The 15,343-nt window shown below is 66.2% G+C and carries 15 protein-coding genes and 1 pseudogene; 9 read left to right on the top strand and 7 right to left on the bottom strand.

The features are described 5' to 3' along the window. Window positions 1-245: 245 nt before the first annotated feature. Entirely contained in the window at window positions 246-944 is a 699-nt protein-coding gene (locus CCO03_RS04250) for a YitT family protein (RefSeq protein ID WP_087277684.1), read from the top strand. A gap of 80 nt (window positions 945-1,024) precedes the next feature. Here the strand turns inward: CCO03_RS04250 and CCO03_RS19490 are convergent, their stop codons facing one another. From CCO03_RS19490 to CCO03_RS04270, 5 genes are all read right to left on the bottom strand, one after another. After that, the gene (locus CCO03_RS19490; RefSeq protein ID WP_157667490.1) at window positions 1,025-1,144 is read right to left on the bottom strand and encodes a twin-arginine translocation signal domain-containing protein; all 120 of its coding nucleotides are present in this window, start codon (window positions 1,142-1,144) and stop codon (window positions 1,025-1,027) included. A 563-nt stretch (window positions 1,145-1,707) separates the two neighbouring features. Next, window positions 1,708-2,505 (bottom strand): ATP-binding cassette domain-containing protein, encoded by a 798-nt coding sequence (locus tag CCO03_RS04255; protein WP_087277687.1) that lies wholly within the window; start codon window positions 2,503-2,505, stop codon window positions 1,708-1,710. A 669-nt stretch (window positions 2,506-3,174) separates the two neighbouring features. Then, the gene (locus tag CCO03_RS04260; protein ID WP_087277690.1) at window positions 3,175-4,323 is read right to left on the bottom strand and encodes an ABC transporter ATP-binding protein; all 1,149 of its coding nucleotides are present in this window, start codon (window positions 4,321-4,323) and stop codon (window positions 3,175-3,177) included. A gap of 125 nt (window positions 4,324-4,448) precedes the next feature. Then, on the bottom strand, window positions 4,449-5,360 hold the full coding sequence (locus CCO03_RS04265; protein ID WP_087284154.1) for an ABC transporter permease: 912 nt from the start codon (window positions 5,358-5,360) through the stop codon (window positions 4,449-4,451). Between the two features lie 8 nt (window positions 5,361-5,368). Next, window positions 5,369-6,337, bottom strand: coding sequence for an ABC transporter permease (locus CCO03_RS04270; RefSeq protein ID WP_087277693.1), 969 nt, complete (start codon window positions 6,335-6,337; stop codon window positions 5,369-5,371). 373 nt (window positions 6,338-6,710) lie between these two features. Here CCO03_RS04270 and CCO03_RS20045 point away from each other — a divergent pair, with 373 nt between their 5' ends. After that, window positions 6,711-7,286, top strand: coding sequence for a PepSY domain-containing protein (locus tag CCO03_RS20045; protein WP_169717452.1), 576 nt, complete (start codon window positions 6,711-6,713; stop codon window positions 7,284-7,286). A 748-nt stretch (window positions 7,287-8,034) separates the two neighbouring features. Here the strand turns inward: CCO03_RS20045 and CCO03_RS04280 are convergent. Next, the gene (locus CCO03_RS04280; RefSeq protein WP_157667492.1) at window positions 8,035-8,355 is read right to left on the bottom strand and encodes a DUF4148 domain-containing protein; all 321 of its coding nucleotides are present in this window, start codon (window positions 8,353-8,355) and stop codon (window positions 8,035-8,037) included. A 580-nt stretch (window positions 8,356-8,935) separates the two neighbouring features. On the opposite strand from CCO03_RS04280, the gene CCO03_RS04285 reads away from it, so the two are divergent. Then, window positions 8,936-9,556 (top strand): FMN-binding negative transcriptional regulator, encoded by a 621-nt coding sequence (locus CCO03_RS04285; RefSeq protein WP_087277703.1) that lies wholly within the window; start codon window positions 8,936-8,938, stop codon window positions 9,554-9,556. A gap of 20 nt (window positions 9,557-9,576) precedes the next feature. Beyond that, window positions 9,577-9,921 (top strand): antibiotic biosynthesis monooxygenase family protein, encoded by a 345-nt coding sequence (locus CCO03_RS04290; RefSeq protein ID WP_087277706.1) that lies wholly within the window; start codon window positions 9,577-9,579, stop codon window positions 9,919-9,921. A gap of 171 nt (window positions 9,922-10,092) precedes the next feature. Here CCO03_RS04290 and CCO03_RS20710 read toward each other — a convergent pair. Next, window positions 10,093-10,218 (bottom strand): annotated as a pseudogene (locus tag CCO03_RS20710) (hypothetical protein); the annotation flags it as partial. Between the two features lie 242 nt (window positions 10,219-10,460). On the opposite strand from CCO03_RS20710, the gene ychF reads away from it, so the two are divergent. From ychF to CCO03_RS04315, 5 genes are all read left to right on the top strand, one after another. After that, a complete protein-coding gene (gene ychF, locus CCO03_RS04295) occupies window positions 10,461-11,552 on the top strand; it encodes a redox-regulated ATPase YchF (RefSeq protein WP_087284158.1) in 1,092 nt (363 codons plus the stop codon). Window positions 11,553-11,766: 214 nt separating this feature from the next. Next, a complete protein-coding gene (locus CCO03_RS04300) occupies window positions 11,767-12,954 on the top strand; it encodes a tyrosine-type recombinase/integrase (RefSeq protein ID WP_033989012.1) in 1,188 nt (395 codons plus the stop codon). Continuing rightward, window positions 12,941-13,669 (top strand): hypothetical protein, encoded by a 729-nt coding sequence (locus CCO03_RS04305; protein ID WP_169717453.1) that lies wholly within the window; start codon window positions 12,941-12,943, stop codon window positions 13,667-13,669. The genes CCO03_RS04300 and CCO03_RS04305 overlap by 14 nt, the downstream gene beginning before the upstream one ends. Window positions 13,670-13,752: 83 nt before the next feature. Then, entirely contained in the window at window positions 13,753-14,319 is a 567-nt protein-coding gene (locus CCO03_RS04310) for a hypothetical protein (protein ID WP_205690360.1), read from the top strand. 37 nt (window positions 14,320-14,356) lie between these two features. Then, window positions 14,357-15,340 (top strand): AAA family ATPase, encoded by a 984-nt coding sequence (locus tag CCO03_RS04315; protein WP_033989010.1) that lies wholly within the window; start codon window positions 14,357-14,359, stop codon window positions 15,338-15,340. Window positions 15,341-15,343: the final 3 nt, after the last annotated feature.

Raw genomic sequence — 15,343 nt, forward strand, 5'->3', positions numbered from 1 at the left:
TGCCGTACTTGCCGTTTTAAACGCAACGAGAGGCGCTGTATACCCCTGGATGTGCGCGTGCACGTCGAGGAACGCAGGCGCAGACCCCTGAGGGGCGATCTTACGCATGCGCGCTGGGGCCCAAAAAGGGGCTGGAATTCGCGCCACCTCCGTAGAATTCGGGTTTTCCCCTGGTTGTCACCCACGCCAGGCTCGCTGCGGCCCTCACCCTGGGCCAAGGCACGACATTTGCTGTCTGACCCGACATGTCCCCACCGCTATCCACCCCGCCCGGGCCTGTGGCGCCCGCCGCCGTGCCGGCCGCTGCGCTGAGCACCGCATCGCCAGCCCCTGCAGGCTTGTCCGGCTCGCCCTTGCGCCACGGCCGCTTTGAAGACGCCCAGGCCCTGTTCGCCGGCTCGCTGTTCGTCTCCCTCACGCTGATGCTGTTCGCGCAAGCGGGCTTGCTCACCGGCAGCACGGCGGGCGTGGCATTTTTGCTGCACTACGCCACGGGCTGGCCGTTCGGGGCGGTGTTCTTCGCCATCAACCTGCCGTTCTACTGGTTCGCCTGGCGCCGCATGGGGCCGGAGTTCACGCTCAAGACCTTTCTGTCGGTGGCCCTGCTGGCGCTGATGGCCGACGTGGGGCCGCAGTTCATCCACATCGAGTACCTGAACCCCTTGTATGCCGCCATCGCCGGCGGTCTGCTGATGGGCGCGGGTTGCCTGTTCCTGGCGCGCCACCACGCCAGCCTGGGTGGCGCGACCATCGTCTCGCTCTACCTGCAAGAGCGCTACGGCATCCGCGCCGGCAAGGTGCAGATGGCCATCGACTGCACCGTGGTGCTGCTGGCGCTGTGGATCGTGCCGCTGGAGCGCGTCGCCTACTCGGTGCTGGCGGCCATGGTGATGAGCCTGTTCCTGTGGCTCAACCACCGGCCCGGGCGCTACCAGGGCACCTGAGGCGCGGCTTCAGCGCGTGCTGAACGAGGCGCTGCGCAAGTCATCGACCTGCGCCGGCGTCTGGCGCGTTCGATGCGGCATCAGGCCTCATGGGCCGAGGGCAAGCCCAGCGCGGCTGCGCCGGCGGTGGCCGCACGCAGCACCGCGCGGCGGCTCAGCAAGGTGTGGGCGGTGGTCGGGGTGAATCGGGAAAAGGGCATGGTGTTCTCGCGATGAAGGGCAAGCGATGCACCTTAGACAGCCGCCGCCGGCTTGTGAAATGCGCAATGCGCGTGTCGATATGCGGGAAACGTTGCGCCGGCGGCCTGTCCTCGGCCTGCGGGGCGGGGCGCCGTGGGTGAGGCGCGCGGAAGCCGTGGCTCGCGTTGCCCTCACCGCCCCTCGGCATGGGGCCGCGGCTGGACGCCTTTCGGGCTGTGGGGCGATGGCGGGCAGTCGGTGTGGGCCGCTCACCCCAGCCCTGGGGTGTTGCCGTGCGGCAGGATCCGGGCTGGGTGGCTTGGTGTGATCACGCCTGGCACGGCGTCATGACGGTCACTCAGCAGCCGGGGCGGCCGGCACGGACAGGTTTGCAGGTATGCTGTGATGACCGATTGATGATCATCGAGTGTGGGTGTATACCCCGAATTTCAAAAGGTTGTCAGCGTTGCGCTGCGGGGCGACGAGGGTATGCCGAACCCAGCAAGGAGGCCCCGTGGGTCGCGCTGCGCATCGCCATGCCGCTGCTGAGAAGGCCTCCTGGCCGATGCACGGACCCGCAGACTCAGGCCACGGCGGCGAGCAGCTCGCGGGTGTAGGCCTCGCGCGGCGCGCGCAGCACCTCGGCCGTGCGGCCGGCTTCCACCACCTGGCCGGCGCGCATCACCACCAGGTCGTCGCACAGGTGGCTGATCACGGCCAGGTCGTGGCTGATGAACAGGAAGGTGACGCCGTGGCGCTGCTGCAGCTCGCTCATCAGGTTCAGCACCTGGGCCTGCACCGAAACGTCGAGCGCGCTGACGGGCTCGTCGGCCACGATGAGGCGCGGCTTGGTGATGAGGGCGCGCGCAATCGCGATGCGCTGGCGCTGGCCGCCCGAAAACTCATGGGGGTATTTGTTGCCGTCGATTGCGCTCAGGCCGACTTCGGCCAATACCCGCGACACCGCATCGCGCTGCGCGGCCTTGCCCACGGCTTGCAGGGCGGCCAGCGGCTCGGCCACGCTGCGCCACACGGGCATGCGCGGGTCCAGCGAGGCCTGCGGGTCCTGGAACACCATCTGAAAACCCGAGCGGGCGCGGCGCAGCGCGGCCGCGCCCAGCGCGTGCACGTTCTGCCCGGCGATGTGCACGGTGCCGGCGGTCGGCGTTTCCAGCGCCATGACGAGGCGCGCCAGCGTCGACTTGCCCGAACCCGATTCGCCCACAATGCCCAGGTTGCGCCCGGCCGTCATCGTCAGGCTGACGCCCTTGAGCGCATCGACCACGGGCGCGGCCCGGAACAGCGACTCGCGCGGCAGCGTGTAGCGCTGGACCAGCTGGTCGACCTGGAGCAGGGGGGCGTGGGGGCTTGCGGTGTGCATGGGGCGATTCTCCGGGGGCGGGTCACAGCGTGGCGGCGTGGGCGGTCGCGGGCGGATTCACTCCGCGCACGGGTAACCCGTGCCGTGCGCCTCGTCGCGCCAGGCCTGCGGCGATGCGTGGGGTTCAGGGCCAGGGCCAGCGCATCACTCAGGGGTTGGTGGGCGAAGACGGCACGCAGAGCGTCCATGGGCAGGTTCACGCCCCAGTAAGACCGGGACCAGCGCTGATACCACAGGGCTGCATCGGTGGTGCCCTGCCACACCCGCAGATCAGGCGCCAGGCTGTCCGGATGCCAGGGGCCCCCCTGCACCGCATGCCAGCCTGGCGTGTCGTCCGTGCACCAGGCACACCAGCTGGTGGCCGCCAGGTCGAACGCGGGCTCTTGCGCAAACGGCGCGCAGGCCGGCGGTAACTCGCGCAGCACGCGGGCCACGTACGCGGCATCGCCGGGTTGCTCGTGGGCGAACACCTTGACGGCAGCAGCGCCAGCGCCGAACCAGAGGAAGCCCTCATCGCCTTCGCCCGTGCGCAGGCTGGCCAGCTGCTCGCCGGGCGCCCACTGGGCATCGAAGCTGAAGCGGCGCGCCGCCCAGTTGTCTGGCGAGACGATGGCGTCCAGCATGGCCAGCGCTGGGGTGACGCGGCGCAGCGTGGCGATGGGGCGCAAGTCAGTCATGCGGCGGGACGGAAGCGGAGAGGTCGGCGACGCGCACGCAGCGCACGCCGTGTGCCGCGCTCACCCGCTGCATGGGGGGCGCCACCGCGCACACCGGGGCTGCGTGGGCGCAGCGGGGTGCAAAGCTGCAGCCGCGCATGGCATCCAGGCTGGGCAGGTCGGGCACCTGGCCGGCGATGGTGGCCAGGCGCTCGGGCGGCGCGCCATCGGGGCGGGGCGCGAGGCTTGGCCGCGCGGCGAACAGGCCTTGCGTGTACGGGTGGCGCGGCTGGGCGAAGACCTCGCGGGTGGGCCCGGTCTCGACGAACTGCCCGGCGTACATGACGGCGACGTGCCGCGTGGTGTGGGCCACCACGCCCAGGTCATGGCTGATGAGGATGAGCGCCATCTGGCGCTCGCGCACCAGCTCGGCCAGCAGGTCGAGGATCTGGCGCTGCACGGTGGCGTCGAGCGCCGTGGTCGGTTCGTCGGCGATCAGCACCTCGGGGTTGCAGGCCAGCGCCATGGCGATGACGATGCGCTGGCGCTGGCCGCCCGAGAACTGGTGCGGGTAGGCGTCCAGGCGCTGGGCGGCGTTGGGGATGCCCACGCGCTCGAGCAAGGCCAGGGCGCGGTCGCGCGCCGCACGGCGCGTCAGGCCCTGGTGGATGCGCAGCGGCTCGGCCACCTGGCGGCCGATGGGGTGCAGGGGGTTGAGCGCCGTCATGGGCTCTTGAAACACCATGGCGATGTGCCGGCCGCGCAGGCGGCGCCACGCGGCGTCGGGGGCTTGTGTCAGGTCCTGGCCCCCGATGCGCAGCCGGCCCTGCACCTGCGCGCCGTCGGGCAGCAAGCCCATCAGCGCCAGCGCCGTGAGCGATTTGCCCGAACCCGATTCGCCGATGATGCCCAGCGTGTCGCCCGCGGCCAACGACAGGCTGATGCCGCGCACGGGCGTGACCGGACCGTGCACGCCGGGCAGCTCGATGCGCAGATCGTGCAGGTCGATGGCGGGCGGGGCCGCAACCGGATCCGGACCCGCAACCGGACCCGGCGCAGCGACTGCGGGCTCGGGGGTCGATGCAGAAGCCGGCGTGGCTGCCGACGACGCGGCCGCCCAGGCAGAAGCGGGCGATGGCGGTGGCGCGGCAGGCGAGGTCATGGGGAAGTCACGGGTGGGTCAGGGTCGGGCAGCTGATCAGGGGGTATGGTGACAAGGTCGATTCAACGTCATCGGGAACACCCGCATACTGACCTGTTGAAAGGGGTTCGCACCCAAGTTGCCCCTCAGCGCTGGCGCGCCAGGCGTGGGTCCAGCACGTCGCGCAGGCCGTCGCCCAGCAGGTTCAGGCCCAGCACGGTGACCGCGATGGCCAGGCCGGGCCAGACCGCCAGCAGCGGCGCGTTGAACATCTCGGTCTGTCCCTCGGCCAGCATGCGGCCCCACGACACCTGCGGCGGCTGCGTGCCCACGCCCAGGTAGGACAGGCCGGCCTCGGCCAGGATGGCGACGGCAAAGCGGATGGTGGCCTGCACGATCAGCAGCGAGGCGATGTTGGGCAGCACATGCTGCCAGGTGATGGCCCAGCTGCTTTTGCCGGCCGTGCGCGCGGCCGCCACGAAGTCGCGCTGCCACACGCTGGCCGCGGCCGCCCGGGCGATGCGCGCGAAGCCGGGGATGTTGTAGATGCCGATGGCGATGATGGCGTTGGTCATGCTGGGGCCGTAGATCGCCGTCAGCAGGATGGCCGAGAGGATGGCCGGAAAGGCCAGCGTGAAATCGGCGCCGCGCAGGATGACCTCGCGCAGCCAGCCCGGCGCGCTGGCCGCGAGCAGGCCCAGCAGCGTGCCCAGCGTCAAGCCGATGCCGACGGCGATCACGCCCACGGCGATGGAGGCCTGCGCGCCCACCATGAGCTGCGAGAGCACGTCGCGGCCATACGAGTCGGTGCCCAGCCAGTGCGTGCGGCTGGGCGCCTGGCGCGCGATGTCCATGGCCGTGTCGGTGATGGCGTGGGGCGTCCACACCAGCGACAGCAGGGCCGCCAGCAGCACCAGGGCCGTGATGAGGCCGCCGATCACCAGACCCTTGTGCTGCAGCGCGCGGCGCAGGGCTTGGCGAACAGGTGAAACCGATGTGACCAGTATCGGGCTGTTACCGATGTTTGTTGATCGAGTATCGGGTGATACTGGCTGCATGTTGGTCATCACAACGCCCCTGCACGCACGCGCGGGTCGATGCAGGCGTGCGCCACGTCCACCGCAAAGTTGACCACGATGACGAGCGCCGCCAACAGCATGACCACGTTCTGCACCACGATGAGGTCGCGGTTGGCGATGGCCTGGAACACCAGCCGCCCGATGCCGGGCAGGTAGAACACATTCTCGACCACGATGGCGTTGACCACCAGCTCGGAGAACTGCATGCCCAGGATGGTGACCACGGGCACCAGCGCGTTGCGCAGCACATGGCGGCGCAGGGTCTGCGCGCGGCTGTTGCCCTTGGCCCGCGCGGTGCGCACGAAGTCCTCGCGCATCACGTCGAGCACGGCCGAGCGCGTGAAGCGCGCCAGGATGGCGGCCTGCACGGCGGCCAGCGCCAGCGCCGGCAGCAGCAGGGCGCGCAGCCCGGTCCAGAGGCCGGCCGCCAGGCCATCGTCGAACGACCAGCCGTCGAAACCGCCGGCCGAGAACCACTGCAGCTTCACCGAGAACACCAGGATCAGCAGGATGGCGAACCAGAAGTTGGGCACCGCGATGCCCAGCTGCGTCACGGTCATCACCCCCACATCGCCCAGCCGGTTATGGTGGGCGGCGGCATACACCCCGACGCTGAGCGCCACGGCGGTGCTGATGGCCAGCGCCAGCAGGGCGAGCGGCAGCGTCACGGCCAGGCGCTCGGCGATCAGCTCGGCCACGGGCGAGCCGTAGGCGTGGCTTTGACCCATGTCGCCGCGCAGCAGGCCGCCGACCCAGGCCAGGTAGCGCTCGGTGGCGGGCCGCTCCAGGCCCAGTTCGGTGCGTTTGGCGGCGATCACCTCGGGCGAGGCATCGGGCCCCATGGCCACCTGGGCGGCATCGCCCGGCAGCCACTCCAGGGCGCCAAACACCACCAGCGATGCCGCGACCAGCGTCAGCAGCAGGCTCAGGCAGCGGCGAAACAGGAAAAAACTCATGCCAGCAAGGTGCGCTTCGGGTGGCGCGTGCGCATGGGGTGCGCGCCGCGCGGCGAAGGGGTTGTGGGATGCGGGGATTATGGGCGCTGCAGGGCGTGCGGCCGACGGGTCTAAGGGTCGCCTGGGGCGTCTGCTCGGGCCGGGGGGATGCGGGTGGACCGGGAAGGCCTGCGTCGTGATCCCCAGAAACGCGCCCAGGGCGAACAGGTCGCTGGCGCCAAGGCGTTGCTCCCGCAAGCCCTTCCGCCCATGGCGACGAAGTGGCCTCTGCCCGATGGTCCTGGCGCCATTGCAGACTTTGGCGGACACGGCGACGGGCGCTTGGCGCCTAGACTGGGCCCAATCCCATCCCTCGTATCAGGAGTGTCGCGCCATGAAGTTGCCTGTTGCCCCGTTGGCCCCATCCACCCCCGTGGCCCGGACGCGTGCCCCGCTGATGCATGCCCTGCTGCTGGCCCTGGGCCTGGCGCTGGCGCAGCCCGCGCTGGCCAGCGCAGCCAAGCAGGTGGCTGCCCTGCAGCTGGCCAAGCTGGACCTGGGCCAGGCGATTGCCGCGGCGCAGACCCAGCACGGGCTCACGGTCATCGACGTGGAACTGGAGCACGAGCGGCAGCAAGCGGTGTACGAGGTCCAGGGCGTGGACGCCCAGGGCCAGGTGGTCGAGCTGACGCTGGACGCGGCCACGGGCCAGGCGCTGGACCGCAAGGCCGATGGCGCGCCCAGCCGCAAGGACCGCGACCGCCTCGCGGGCGTCAAGATCGACATCGCCGAAGCCGTGCGCGTCGCCCTGAAGCACCAGCCGGGCCGCGCGGTCGAGGCCCAGCTGGACGACCACCTGGGCACCATCAGCTACCACATCACCGTGCTGGATGCGCGCAACCGGGACGTGAAGGTGCGCGTGAGCGCGGTCGATGGCCGCATCCTGCCGGCGCATCCGCGTGCGAAGTGAAGAAGGTGGGTATGAGTTCATTCCCGTTGAATTGAAAACGAGAATGCCGGCATACTGATGTTTTGTGTTTGAGGCGACCGGTCGTGGCGTGCAGCGCTTCGGTTTCGGTCCGGTACTGCACCAGCTCGCGCCCATCTTGTATGGCGCGTTGCTGCTGGCCGGGCTGGCGGCGCAGGTCCCGCAGTGGTCGTCCGTGCCTGGTGATGCGGCCGAGCCGATGCCGTCTGGCACTGAAGGACTGTCATCCAGCCCATGGGTTCAAACGTCCGGGTGGCCATTGTTGAGGCCACCCCGTGCCACAGCGCTGGACTTGCTGCAGCTTCAAGGTGGCGCGCAGTCCCGATCACCGTGGCGGGCCGGCGTCCTTGGCCATTCAGCGACGGCCGGCACCCGACATGCGCCTGGGCGTTGTGCGCCGGGTGTGCGATGGACATGCGCGGTTGCGCGACGTCGAGGCCCGCGCCAGAAACACCCAGGGCCTCTTGCGAGGCCCTGGGGGATGGTGTGCCTGTGACGCTGGCTTGCTGCGCAAGACACGCAGCCCGGGGCACGCAGCTCGGGGCACGCAGCCCGGGGCACGCAGCCCGGGCGCGTGGCGGGTGAGGGCGCTGCGGGCCGCGATGGCTCGCCGCTCCGCGGCCTGTGGCCGGTGCCTGCGCTCCCCTGCGCTGCGCGCAGGGTCCGCTGCCCCGACGCCGGGCGCCCCCAGGGGGCTGGCCTTGCTTGGGAGCTGCCCTTCGCTGCAGGATCAGTTGCCGTACAGGCGATCCAGCGTGGCGCCCGAATGCGCCGGGGCGGCGCCTTGTACGGCCCCTTGCTGCAGGGCGGCTGGCATGGCTTGGTTGGGCTTGGTGTAACCCAGGTTCACGTAGTCCAGCCCGCCGGCTTGCTTGAAGGCTTCGTAGTCCTGCATGACCTGAGCCCGGGTGAGCTGGGCCGAACCGCTGGCATGGGCATGGGGTGCCACGATGTTGTTCTGGCCATGCTGATGCACGGGCTGGGCCAGCACGGCGGTCGGCAGGGCAAAGCCGGCGAGGGCGAGGGTGCAGCCAATGGCAACGGTTTTCATGGTCATCTCCTGTGTTGAATGTGTGGGGTGAGCCCCCGCGTGTGGAGGCGTCGTGAGGCGCCAGCGGGAAGTGACAAATCTATGAAAAACGTGCCCTGCCGTGTCTTAACGACACATGACCAAATGGCAAGGTTGACGTCATGGGGGGCGTGGGTGCGGCCCGGCCTGCAAGGGCTCGGAAGGGCATCGGCTGGCGCGTGGTCGCGGTGCCGAGGGCAGACGGCTTGATGCGTCCAGAGCTGCTGGCGCTCGCGCGAGCCCAACCTGTTCGCACAGGCGAATGCCTACGGGCCAGCGGGGATGCGTCACGCCCGCCATGGCAGGTGGCCGACGCGCTCGGCGCGTCAGGCGCCATCCGCGTGAACTCAGCCCGTTCGCGTGTGCCAAGGTCTGCGGGCCCGGGCGCATCCGAAACGCCAGGGCCAAACCGTCGCCACGTCCCGTGATCGGCTTTGGCCGCGCCACGCCGTTGCCGCCGCGCAGGCCAAGTCCGCACACCGTCTGCTCAGGGGCTTTGCAAGCGACCGGTTTGGTGGGACAGTGCGGGCCTTTCACCGCCCGCGACCGATTCCCCACCACGATGTACACCCCCACGCACTTCGCCGAAACCCGGCCGGATGAACTGGCCCGCATCCTCCGCGCCCATCCCCTGGGCGTGCTGGTCACCCACGGCCCGGAGGGGCTGGACGCCGACCACCTGCCGTTCGAATACGACCCTGAGCCCGGGCCGCACGGCGTGCTCACGGCGCACGTGGCGCGCGCCAACCCCGTCTGGCAGCGCAGCGCCGGCAGCCCGGTGATGGTGGTGTTCCGGGGCGCGCAGGCCTACGTCTCGCCCAACGGGTATCCCAGCAAGCACGAGACACATCGGCAGGTGCCCACCTGGAACTACGAGGTCGTGCACGCGCATGGCGTGCTCACCGTGCGCGACGACGAGCGCTTTGTGCGCGGCATGGTCGGCCGCCTGACGCGCCGGCACGAAGCCAGCCAAACCAAACCCTGGAAGATGTCGGACGCCCCGCCCGACTACATCCGCGACATGCTGGCCCACATCGTCGGCATCGAGATCGCGGTCACCGCGCTCGTGGGCAAGCGCAAGCTCAGCCAGAACAAAGACCGCCGCGACCGCGAGGGCGCGGCCGACGCCCTGCACGCCAGCGGCCACGCCGAACTCGCGCAGCGCATGCGCGAGCAGGCATGAATCCTTGACCACGCCTCGCCATGTCCACCTGCTACACCTCGACCTTCACCTTTGCCCTGCGTGACGTGGGCGACGAGTTTCACCAGCTCGACCAGACCATTGCCCAGGCCGCCCGGGCCATTCCCGGTTACCTGGGTGAAGAAGCCTGGGAGAACCCCGCGACCGGGCTCATGGCCAACGTGTACTACTGGCGCAGCCTGGAAGCCCTGGAAACGCTGATGCGCCACCCAGCCCATGTCGAGGCGAAGCGGCGCCAGGCCGAGTGGCTGAACGGCTACCACGTGGTCATCGCCCAGGTGGTGGGCTCGCATGGCGATGGCGGTGTCGCCCATCCGTTGGGCACGGTGGCACTGCCCGGGCGCTGACGTTGGCGCGGGATGCCTTTGGCCTCGCAGTGCACAACACGCGGGTGGGGCGTGTACGCCGGCATGGTGTCGCGTAGCGTGGGCAACGCCCCCAGGCGCTTGCAGTGCCACCGTCTCCGCTGGTCGAACACCACGCTGACGCATCGCCAACACGGCCATCGCCTGTGCACGCGCTTCGGCCACGCTCATCAGCGGCCAGTAACCCAGATTGACCCGGAACTGCTTGCCGCCCACGCTCGTGGCGACCCGGAATGTGCGCTTTCTGGGGTTCATTCGCACCACAAAGCCCGACAGCATTCGGTTGCGCAACAGGCTGCCGTCCCTCAAGCTGCTGGGACGCAGTCAGGCATCGGTGATCAGTACAATTGACATCAGTTTTTCAGTGGCAAAACGCGGACCCAAGCCGCTCCCGCTGACCCATTTCCACCCCATCTCTTGAACGACCCTGGCTCGCTGCATTCAGGCGCAGCGCCGGCACCTCGATGACGCCCATGTTGGGCCAGGTGGTGCACAAAGGGTTGATTCACAAAGGAATTTCGATGAGCCTCCAATGCGGCATCGTTGGCTTGCCCAACGTCGGCAAGTCCACGCTGTTCAACGCCCTGACCAAGGCGGGCATCGCTGCCGAGAACTACCCCTTCTGCACCATCGAGCCCAACACGGGTGTGGTCGAGGTGCCGGACCCGCGCCTGCAGCAGCTGGCCGACATCGTGCAGCCCGAGCGCATCCTGCCGGCCATCGTCGAGTTCGTCGACATCGCGGGCCTGGTGGCCGGTGCCAGCACGGGCGAAGGCCTGGGCAACAAGTTCCTGGCCCACATCCGCGAGACCGACGCCACCGTCAACGTGGTGCGCTGCTTCGAAGACCCCAACGTGATCCACGTGGCCGGTCGTGTCGACCCGATCGCCGACATCGAGGTCATCCAGACCGAGCTGTGCCTGGCTGACCTGGCCACGGTCGAGAAGGCCTTGCACCGCCACACCAAGGTCGCGCGCTCGGGCGACAAGGACGCGCAGAAACTCGTGGGCCTGCTGGAGCGTTGCCAGGCGGCGTTGAACGAGAACATCCCGGTGCGGACGCTGGACTTCACCAAGGAAGAGCGCCCGCTGGTCAAGACCTTCAGCCTGATCACGGCCAAGCCGGCCATGTTCGTGGCCAACGTGGCCGAAGACGGCTTCGAGAACAACCCCTTCCTGGATCGCCTGACCGAGTATGCGACCAAGCAGGGCGCGCCCGTGGTCGCCATCTGCGCCAAGATCGAGGCCGAGCTGTCCGAGATGGACGACGAGGACAAGAAGATGTTCCTGGCCGAGATCGGCCAGGAGGAGCCGGGCCTGAACCGCCTGATCCGCGCCGCCTACAAGCTCTTGGGCCTGCAGACCTACTTCACGGCCGGCGTGAAGGAAGTGCGTGCCTGGACCATCCACATCGGCGACACCGGCCCGCAGGCGGCCGGCGTGATCCACGGCGACTTCGAGAAGGGCTACATCCGCGCCCAGACCATCGCGTTCGATGACTACATCGCCTACAAGGGCGAGCAGGGCGCCAAGGACGCCGGCAAGATGCGCGCCGAAGGCAAGGACTACGTCGTCAAGGATGGTGACGTGATGAACTTCCTGTTCAACGTCTGAGCCAATCAAGCTCTTTCTAGAGGTTTCACAAGATTGCATTGAGACCAGAAACAGCGCGAAAACCCCGGATTTCCCGGGGTTTTTCATTTCAAGAAACCTCTTGCAATGACCTGGGCTTGCCAGCGCAAAGTGCCTACGTCGGTGTATATGACAGATAGACTGATGCCTTGGAGGTGTATATGATCGTGATGTCACCCACTGATCCCATGCTGCCGTGCTCACTGATGCCCACTGCCGTGCTGCCAAACCGAAGGAGCAGCTTTACCGCCTGAACGACTTTCGCGGTCTCTACCTCGAAGTCAAACCCAATGGCGTCAAGGCTTGGCGCTACCGCTTCAAACTTGCGGGCAAGGGGTCATGGTTCGCGCTTGGCGACTACCCCAGTGTCAGCCTCGCAGAAGCTAGGGATAAGTGCGAAGAGGCGCGGAAGCTGGTCAAACAGGGCATCAACCCCGTTCAGAACAGACAGGTCGAACGGATCAAGCGAGAACAGGACTCTGCCAACACATTCGAGGCGGTGGCTAAAGAATGGCTGGCCTTGAAGGACTGGGAGGAAGTCACCAAACGCCGCAGGCTGGACATGCTGCAACGGGTGGTCTTTCCCTCTATCGGCAAGATGCCCGTGCGGCAAATCACGCCTGCACACGTCCTAGACATCCTCAGCAAGACGGCGAAGCGCGGCGCGCCGACCGTGGCTGCCGAAGCCAAGCGCACCATGTCCGGCATTTTCGAGCTGGCGGTTGCCACCTTGCGGGCAGATAACGATCCTGTCTGGCCCGTCCGCAAGGCGTTACCCGCCAACAAGACACAACACAAGACCGCGCTGACCACGGCGCAGATCGGCAAGTTGCTCACGGACTTCGACAACCACCGTTGCGGCTATCAGGTGAATTTCTGCATCCAATTGATGTGGTGGACGCTCGCTCGCCCAGGCGAGGCTGCGGAGGCAGAATGGGCCGAGTTCGATCTCGACAAGGCGCTATGGTGCATCCCCGCTCGCCGCATGAAGGCTCGACGCGAACACGTGGTGCCGTTGCCACGACAAGCCGTAGAAATGCTGCGTCGATTGCACGCTATCAGCGGCGACCGGATGCATATTTTCCCCGGCCGGGATGACCGCAACAAACCGATGTCTGCGCATTCAATCCGGCAGGCGCTCAAAGCGCTTGGCTGGAGCGGCACCTACAGCCCACACGGCACGAGAACGACGGGCAGCACCCGCCTGAATGAAATGGGCTACCGTCCCGACGCCATTGAAGCCCAGCTTGCCCACGCCGAGCCGAATTCTGTGCGCCGGACGTACAACCATGCCACCTATCTCGACGAGAGGCGCGAGATGATGCAGGCGTGGGCGGACAAGCTCGAACTCTGGAAGCGGGAGGCGCTCAATGGCAAGAACTAAGGGTCAGCAAGCCGTCGACCAGAGAGAGCGGCGACAGCTCCGCTTCAGCCTGCTGAAGGAAATCTTGCGCTGCGAGTCAGTGCGCGCCCTGTCCAGCGATCACAAAAAGCTGCTTTTCCGGCTTCTGTCGAACGGCTGGAGCATCACCGATACGCCGCCCGATACTTCGCGCATCCGAGCGCTTGAAAAGGTAGCGTCCGACGCTCGTCGGCTACGCGGCGCACTCAACAGTCTTGAGGCAAAGGACGCCGCCAGCCTGGACAGCAACTACCGGCAAACCATTCCGCTCTCTACGCGACTGCTCGCACTGGAAGAGTTGGAGCATGATGCCGCCGCGCTGGCTCAGGTTATCAAGGGCGAACAGGCAGACATCTCCCGATTGCGGCAAAAGCGCACAGCGGCGCAGTTGGTGAAAACGCTTTGCATGTTTGGAATCCCATGCAGCACCCGCAACGATCATGATGTAGACGCTCGCAACGTGACAACCGCGATGCGCTGCGTGATGTTCTCCATGCTGGAAGCAGGTTCGAAGAACCTGAGCTGGAGCACTACCGCGTCCATCATCAAGCTGGGTATCCGGGTCCAGACAGACCCAAGCGAGAACAGAGTGCTGCCACTTGAAGGACTCCAGGCAGTTACGCAGGCGGGTGAGGATGCACTTCGCCTGTTCATGCTTGAGGAACCGCTATGGAACGGCATCAGGCTGGAGACATGAGGCAGGGCTTTCCGCGGCATCGTATTGGCCTTATCATCTTGAAAATTAGCGGATAGGGAAAAGCGGTCTTCATGCAAATACGGGTGCAGACCTACAAAGGCAAAGATGGGCGGATTAGGCAGGGCAAGACCGTCTCCCTGCTGCGGTATGCCTATGATCCTGAGAAACGGCGCTCAAAGCAGGTCGTCATTGGTACGCTGGATCGTTGGGCAACAGAGTTACCGCCAGAACTCGACAGCCTGCTCACTGATGCGGAGCATCACGAGTTCAAGGAGTGGATTGCTGAGCGGGATCAGCAGCGTCAGGAACTCGCGCAGCGCCATCATTTGCTGCATGCCGCAGAGCACATGGGATGGGCCGCAAAGGCGCTTCTGGCCGGGGCGGACCCAGTGCGGCCCGAGCGGATTTGGGAGGCTCTGGACGTGCTGGCAAAGGCGCTTGAGAAAGCAGGTTACCCAAGGCCAAGCAGAGGGCGTGGGCGTCCATCGAAAGACGAAACCCCAACCCCGGATGATCTGGTTGTAAGTCTTTACGATGATCCGATGCTGGCGGCAGAGATAGAAGATGCGCAAGAGCGGGTGGCGGCGTTGCCAAACTTCATCCCGCTCCCCCCGGCAGCACGAAAGGGGAAAGGGTCAGATGGCCCGTAATGCGTTAGGATTATGAGATAAGAGTATTGGTGAAAAAATGGCCACAGCCGAGCAAATTAAAGCACTTTTAAGAAGCCATGCTGATCGGGACGATCAGCGCTTCTACGCTACGGCTTTGCAGGTCGCAGCTCAAGAGGCTCGCCAAGGCCATCGTAAACTGGCCAGCGATATCAAGGAGATGGTTGAAAAATCCCAAGTTAATAGCAACTTGGGGCTCGCGCCGGTAAAACCAACGCCACTTGTTCAGCAACCCAAAGGCGATTTAAGGGGATTGCTTGAGCTTACGCACTCGACAGTAAGAATTGGCGAACTGGTCCTCGGTGCCGAGGTTCTGGAGCGCCTCCATCGCGTACTGCTTGAACAACGACAAAAAGATCGCCTTTCCCAATTTGGATTGCTCCCGAGACGCAAGCTCCTGTTCACCGGACCGCCAGGAACGGGAAAGACAATGTCTGCCTCTGTGCTTGCGACAGAGCTGAAGCTACCGCTCTATACGATTGTTCTTGATAGTTTGATTACTAGGTTCATGGGGGAAACCGCAGCAAAGCTGCGACTTGTCTTTGATCACATCAAGCAAACTCGGGCGGTCTATCTCTTCGACGAGTTCGATGCCATCGGTACCCAGCGCGGAGCGCAAAACGATGTAGGGGAAATTCGGCGCGTTTTGAACTCGTTTCTTCTTTTCGTGGAGCAGGACGACTCCGAAAGCATTATCGTCGCCGCGACCAACCATCCCGAGCTTCTAGACAAGGCGCTTTATCGCAGATTTGACGACATCATTCGGTTTGAGAAGCCGTGCGATGACCAAATTCAGAAGATTATCGAGAACCGACTGGCCATGTTCGAGACCCGATCTCTTGCTTGGAATGAGGTTACTGCGGCAGCTCACGGCCTGAGCGCTGCGGAAGTGACACGAGCCTGCGAAGATGCGGCGAAAGAGGCGGTTCTTCATCATGACAAGAAACTCTCTACCACGCTTGTATTGAAGGCGATTGAGCAACGTCAAGCTGGCAAAGAATAAGGA

This window comes from Comamonas serinivorans, assembly GCF_002158865.1.
Classification (GTDB): Bacteria; Pseudomonadota; Gammaproteobacteria; order Burkholderiales; family Burkholderiaceae_C; genus Comamonas_E; species Comamonas_E serinivorans.

What these genes read in the sequence shown, in the direction of transcription:
- CCO03_RS04250 (WP_087277684.1), top strand. Translation starts at nt 246, where the DNA reads ATGTCCCCACCGCTATCCACCCCGCCCGGGCCTGTGGCGCCCGCCGCC.
- CCO03_RS19490 (WP_157667490.1), bottom strand. Translation starts at nt 1,144, where the DNA reads ATGCCCTTTTCCCGATTCACCCCGACCACCGCCCACACCTTGCTGAGC.
- CCO03_RS04255 (WP_087277687.1), bottom strand. Translation starts at nt 2,505, where the DNA reads ATGCACACCGCAAGCCCCCACGCCCCCCTGCTCCAGGTCGACCAGCTG.
- CCO03_RS04260 (WP_087277690.1), bottom strand. Translation starts at nt 4,323, where the DNA reads ATGACCTCGCCTGCCGCGCCACCGCCATCGCCCGCTTCTGCCTGGGCG.
- CCO03_RS04265 (WP_087284154.1), bottom strand. Translation starts at nt 5,360, where the DNA reads ATGCAGCCAGTATCACCCGATACTCGATCAACAAACATCGGTAACAGC.
- CCO03_RS04270 (WP_087277693.1), bottom strand. Translation starts at nt 6,337, where the DNA reads ATGAGTTTTTTCCTGTTTCGCCGCTGCCTGAGCCTGCTGCTGACGCTG.
- CCO03_RS20045 (WP_169717452.1), top strand. Translation starts at nt 6,711, where the DNA reads ATGAAGTTGCCTGTTGCCCCGTTGGCCCCATCCACCCCCGTGGCCCGG.
- CCO03_RS04280 (WP_157667492.1), bottom strand. Translation starts at nt 8,355, where the DNA reads ATGAAAACCGTTGCCATTGGCTGCACCCTCGCCCTCGCCGGCTTTGCC.
- CCO03_RS04285 (WP_087277703.1), top strand. Translation starts at nt 8,936, where the DNA reads ATGTACACCCCCACGCACTTCGCCGAAACCCGGCCGGATGAACTGGCC.
- CCO03_RS04290 (WP_087277706.1), top strand. Translation starts at nt 9,577, where the DNA reads ATGTCCACCTGCTACACCTCGACCTTCACCTTTGCCCTGCGTGACGTG.
- ychF (WP_087284158.1), top strand. Translation starts at nt 10,461, where the DNA reads ATGAGCCTCCAATGCGGCATCGTTGGCTTGCCCAACGTCGGCAAGTCC.
- CCO03_RS04305 (WP_169717453.1), top strand. Translation starts at nt 12,941, where the DNA reads ATGGCAAGAACTAAGGGTCAGCAAGCCGTCGACCAGAGAGAGCGGCGA.
- CCO03_RS04315 (WP_033989010.1), top strand. Translation starts at nt 14,357, where the DNA reads ATGGCCACAGCCGAGCAAATTAAAGCACTTTTAAGAAGCCATGCTGAT.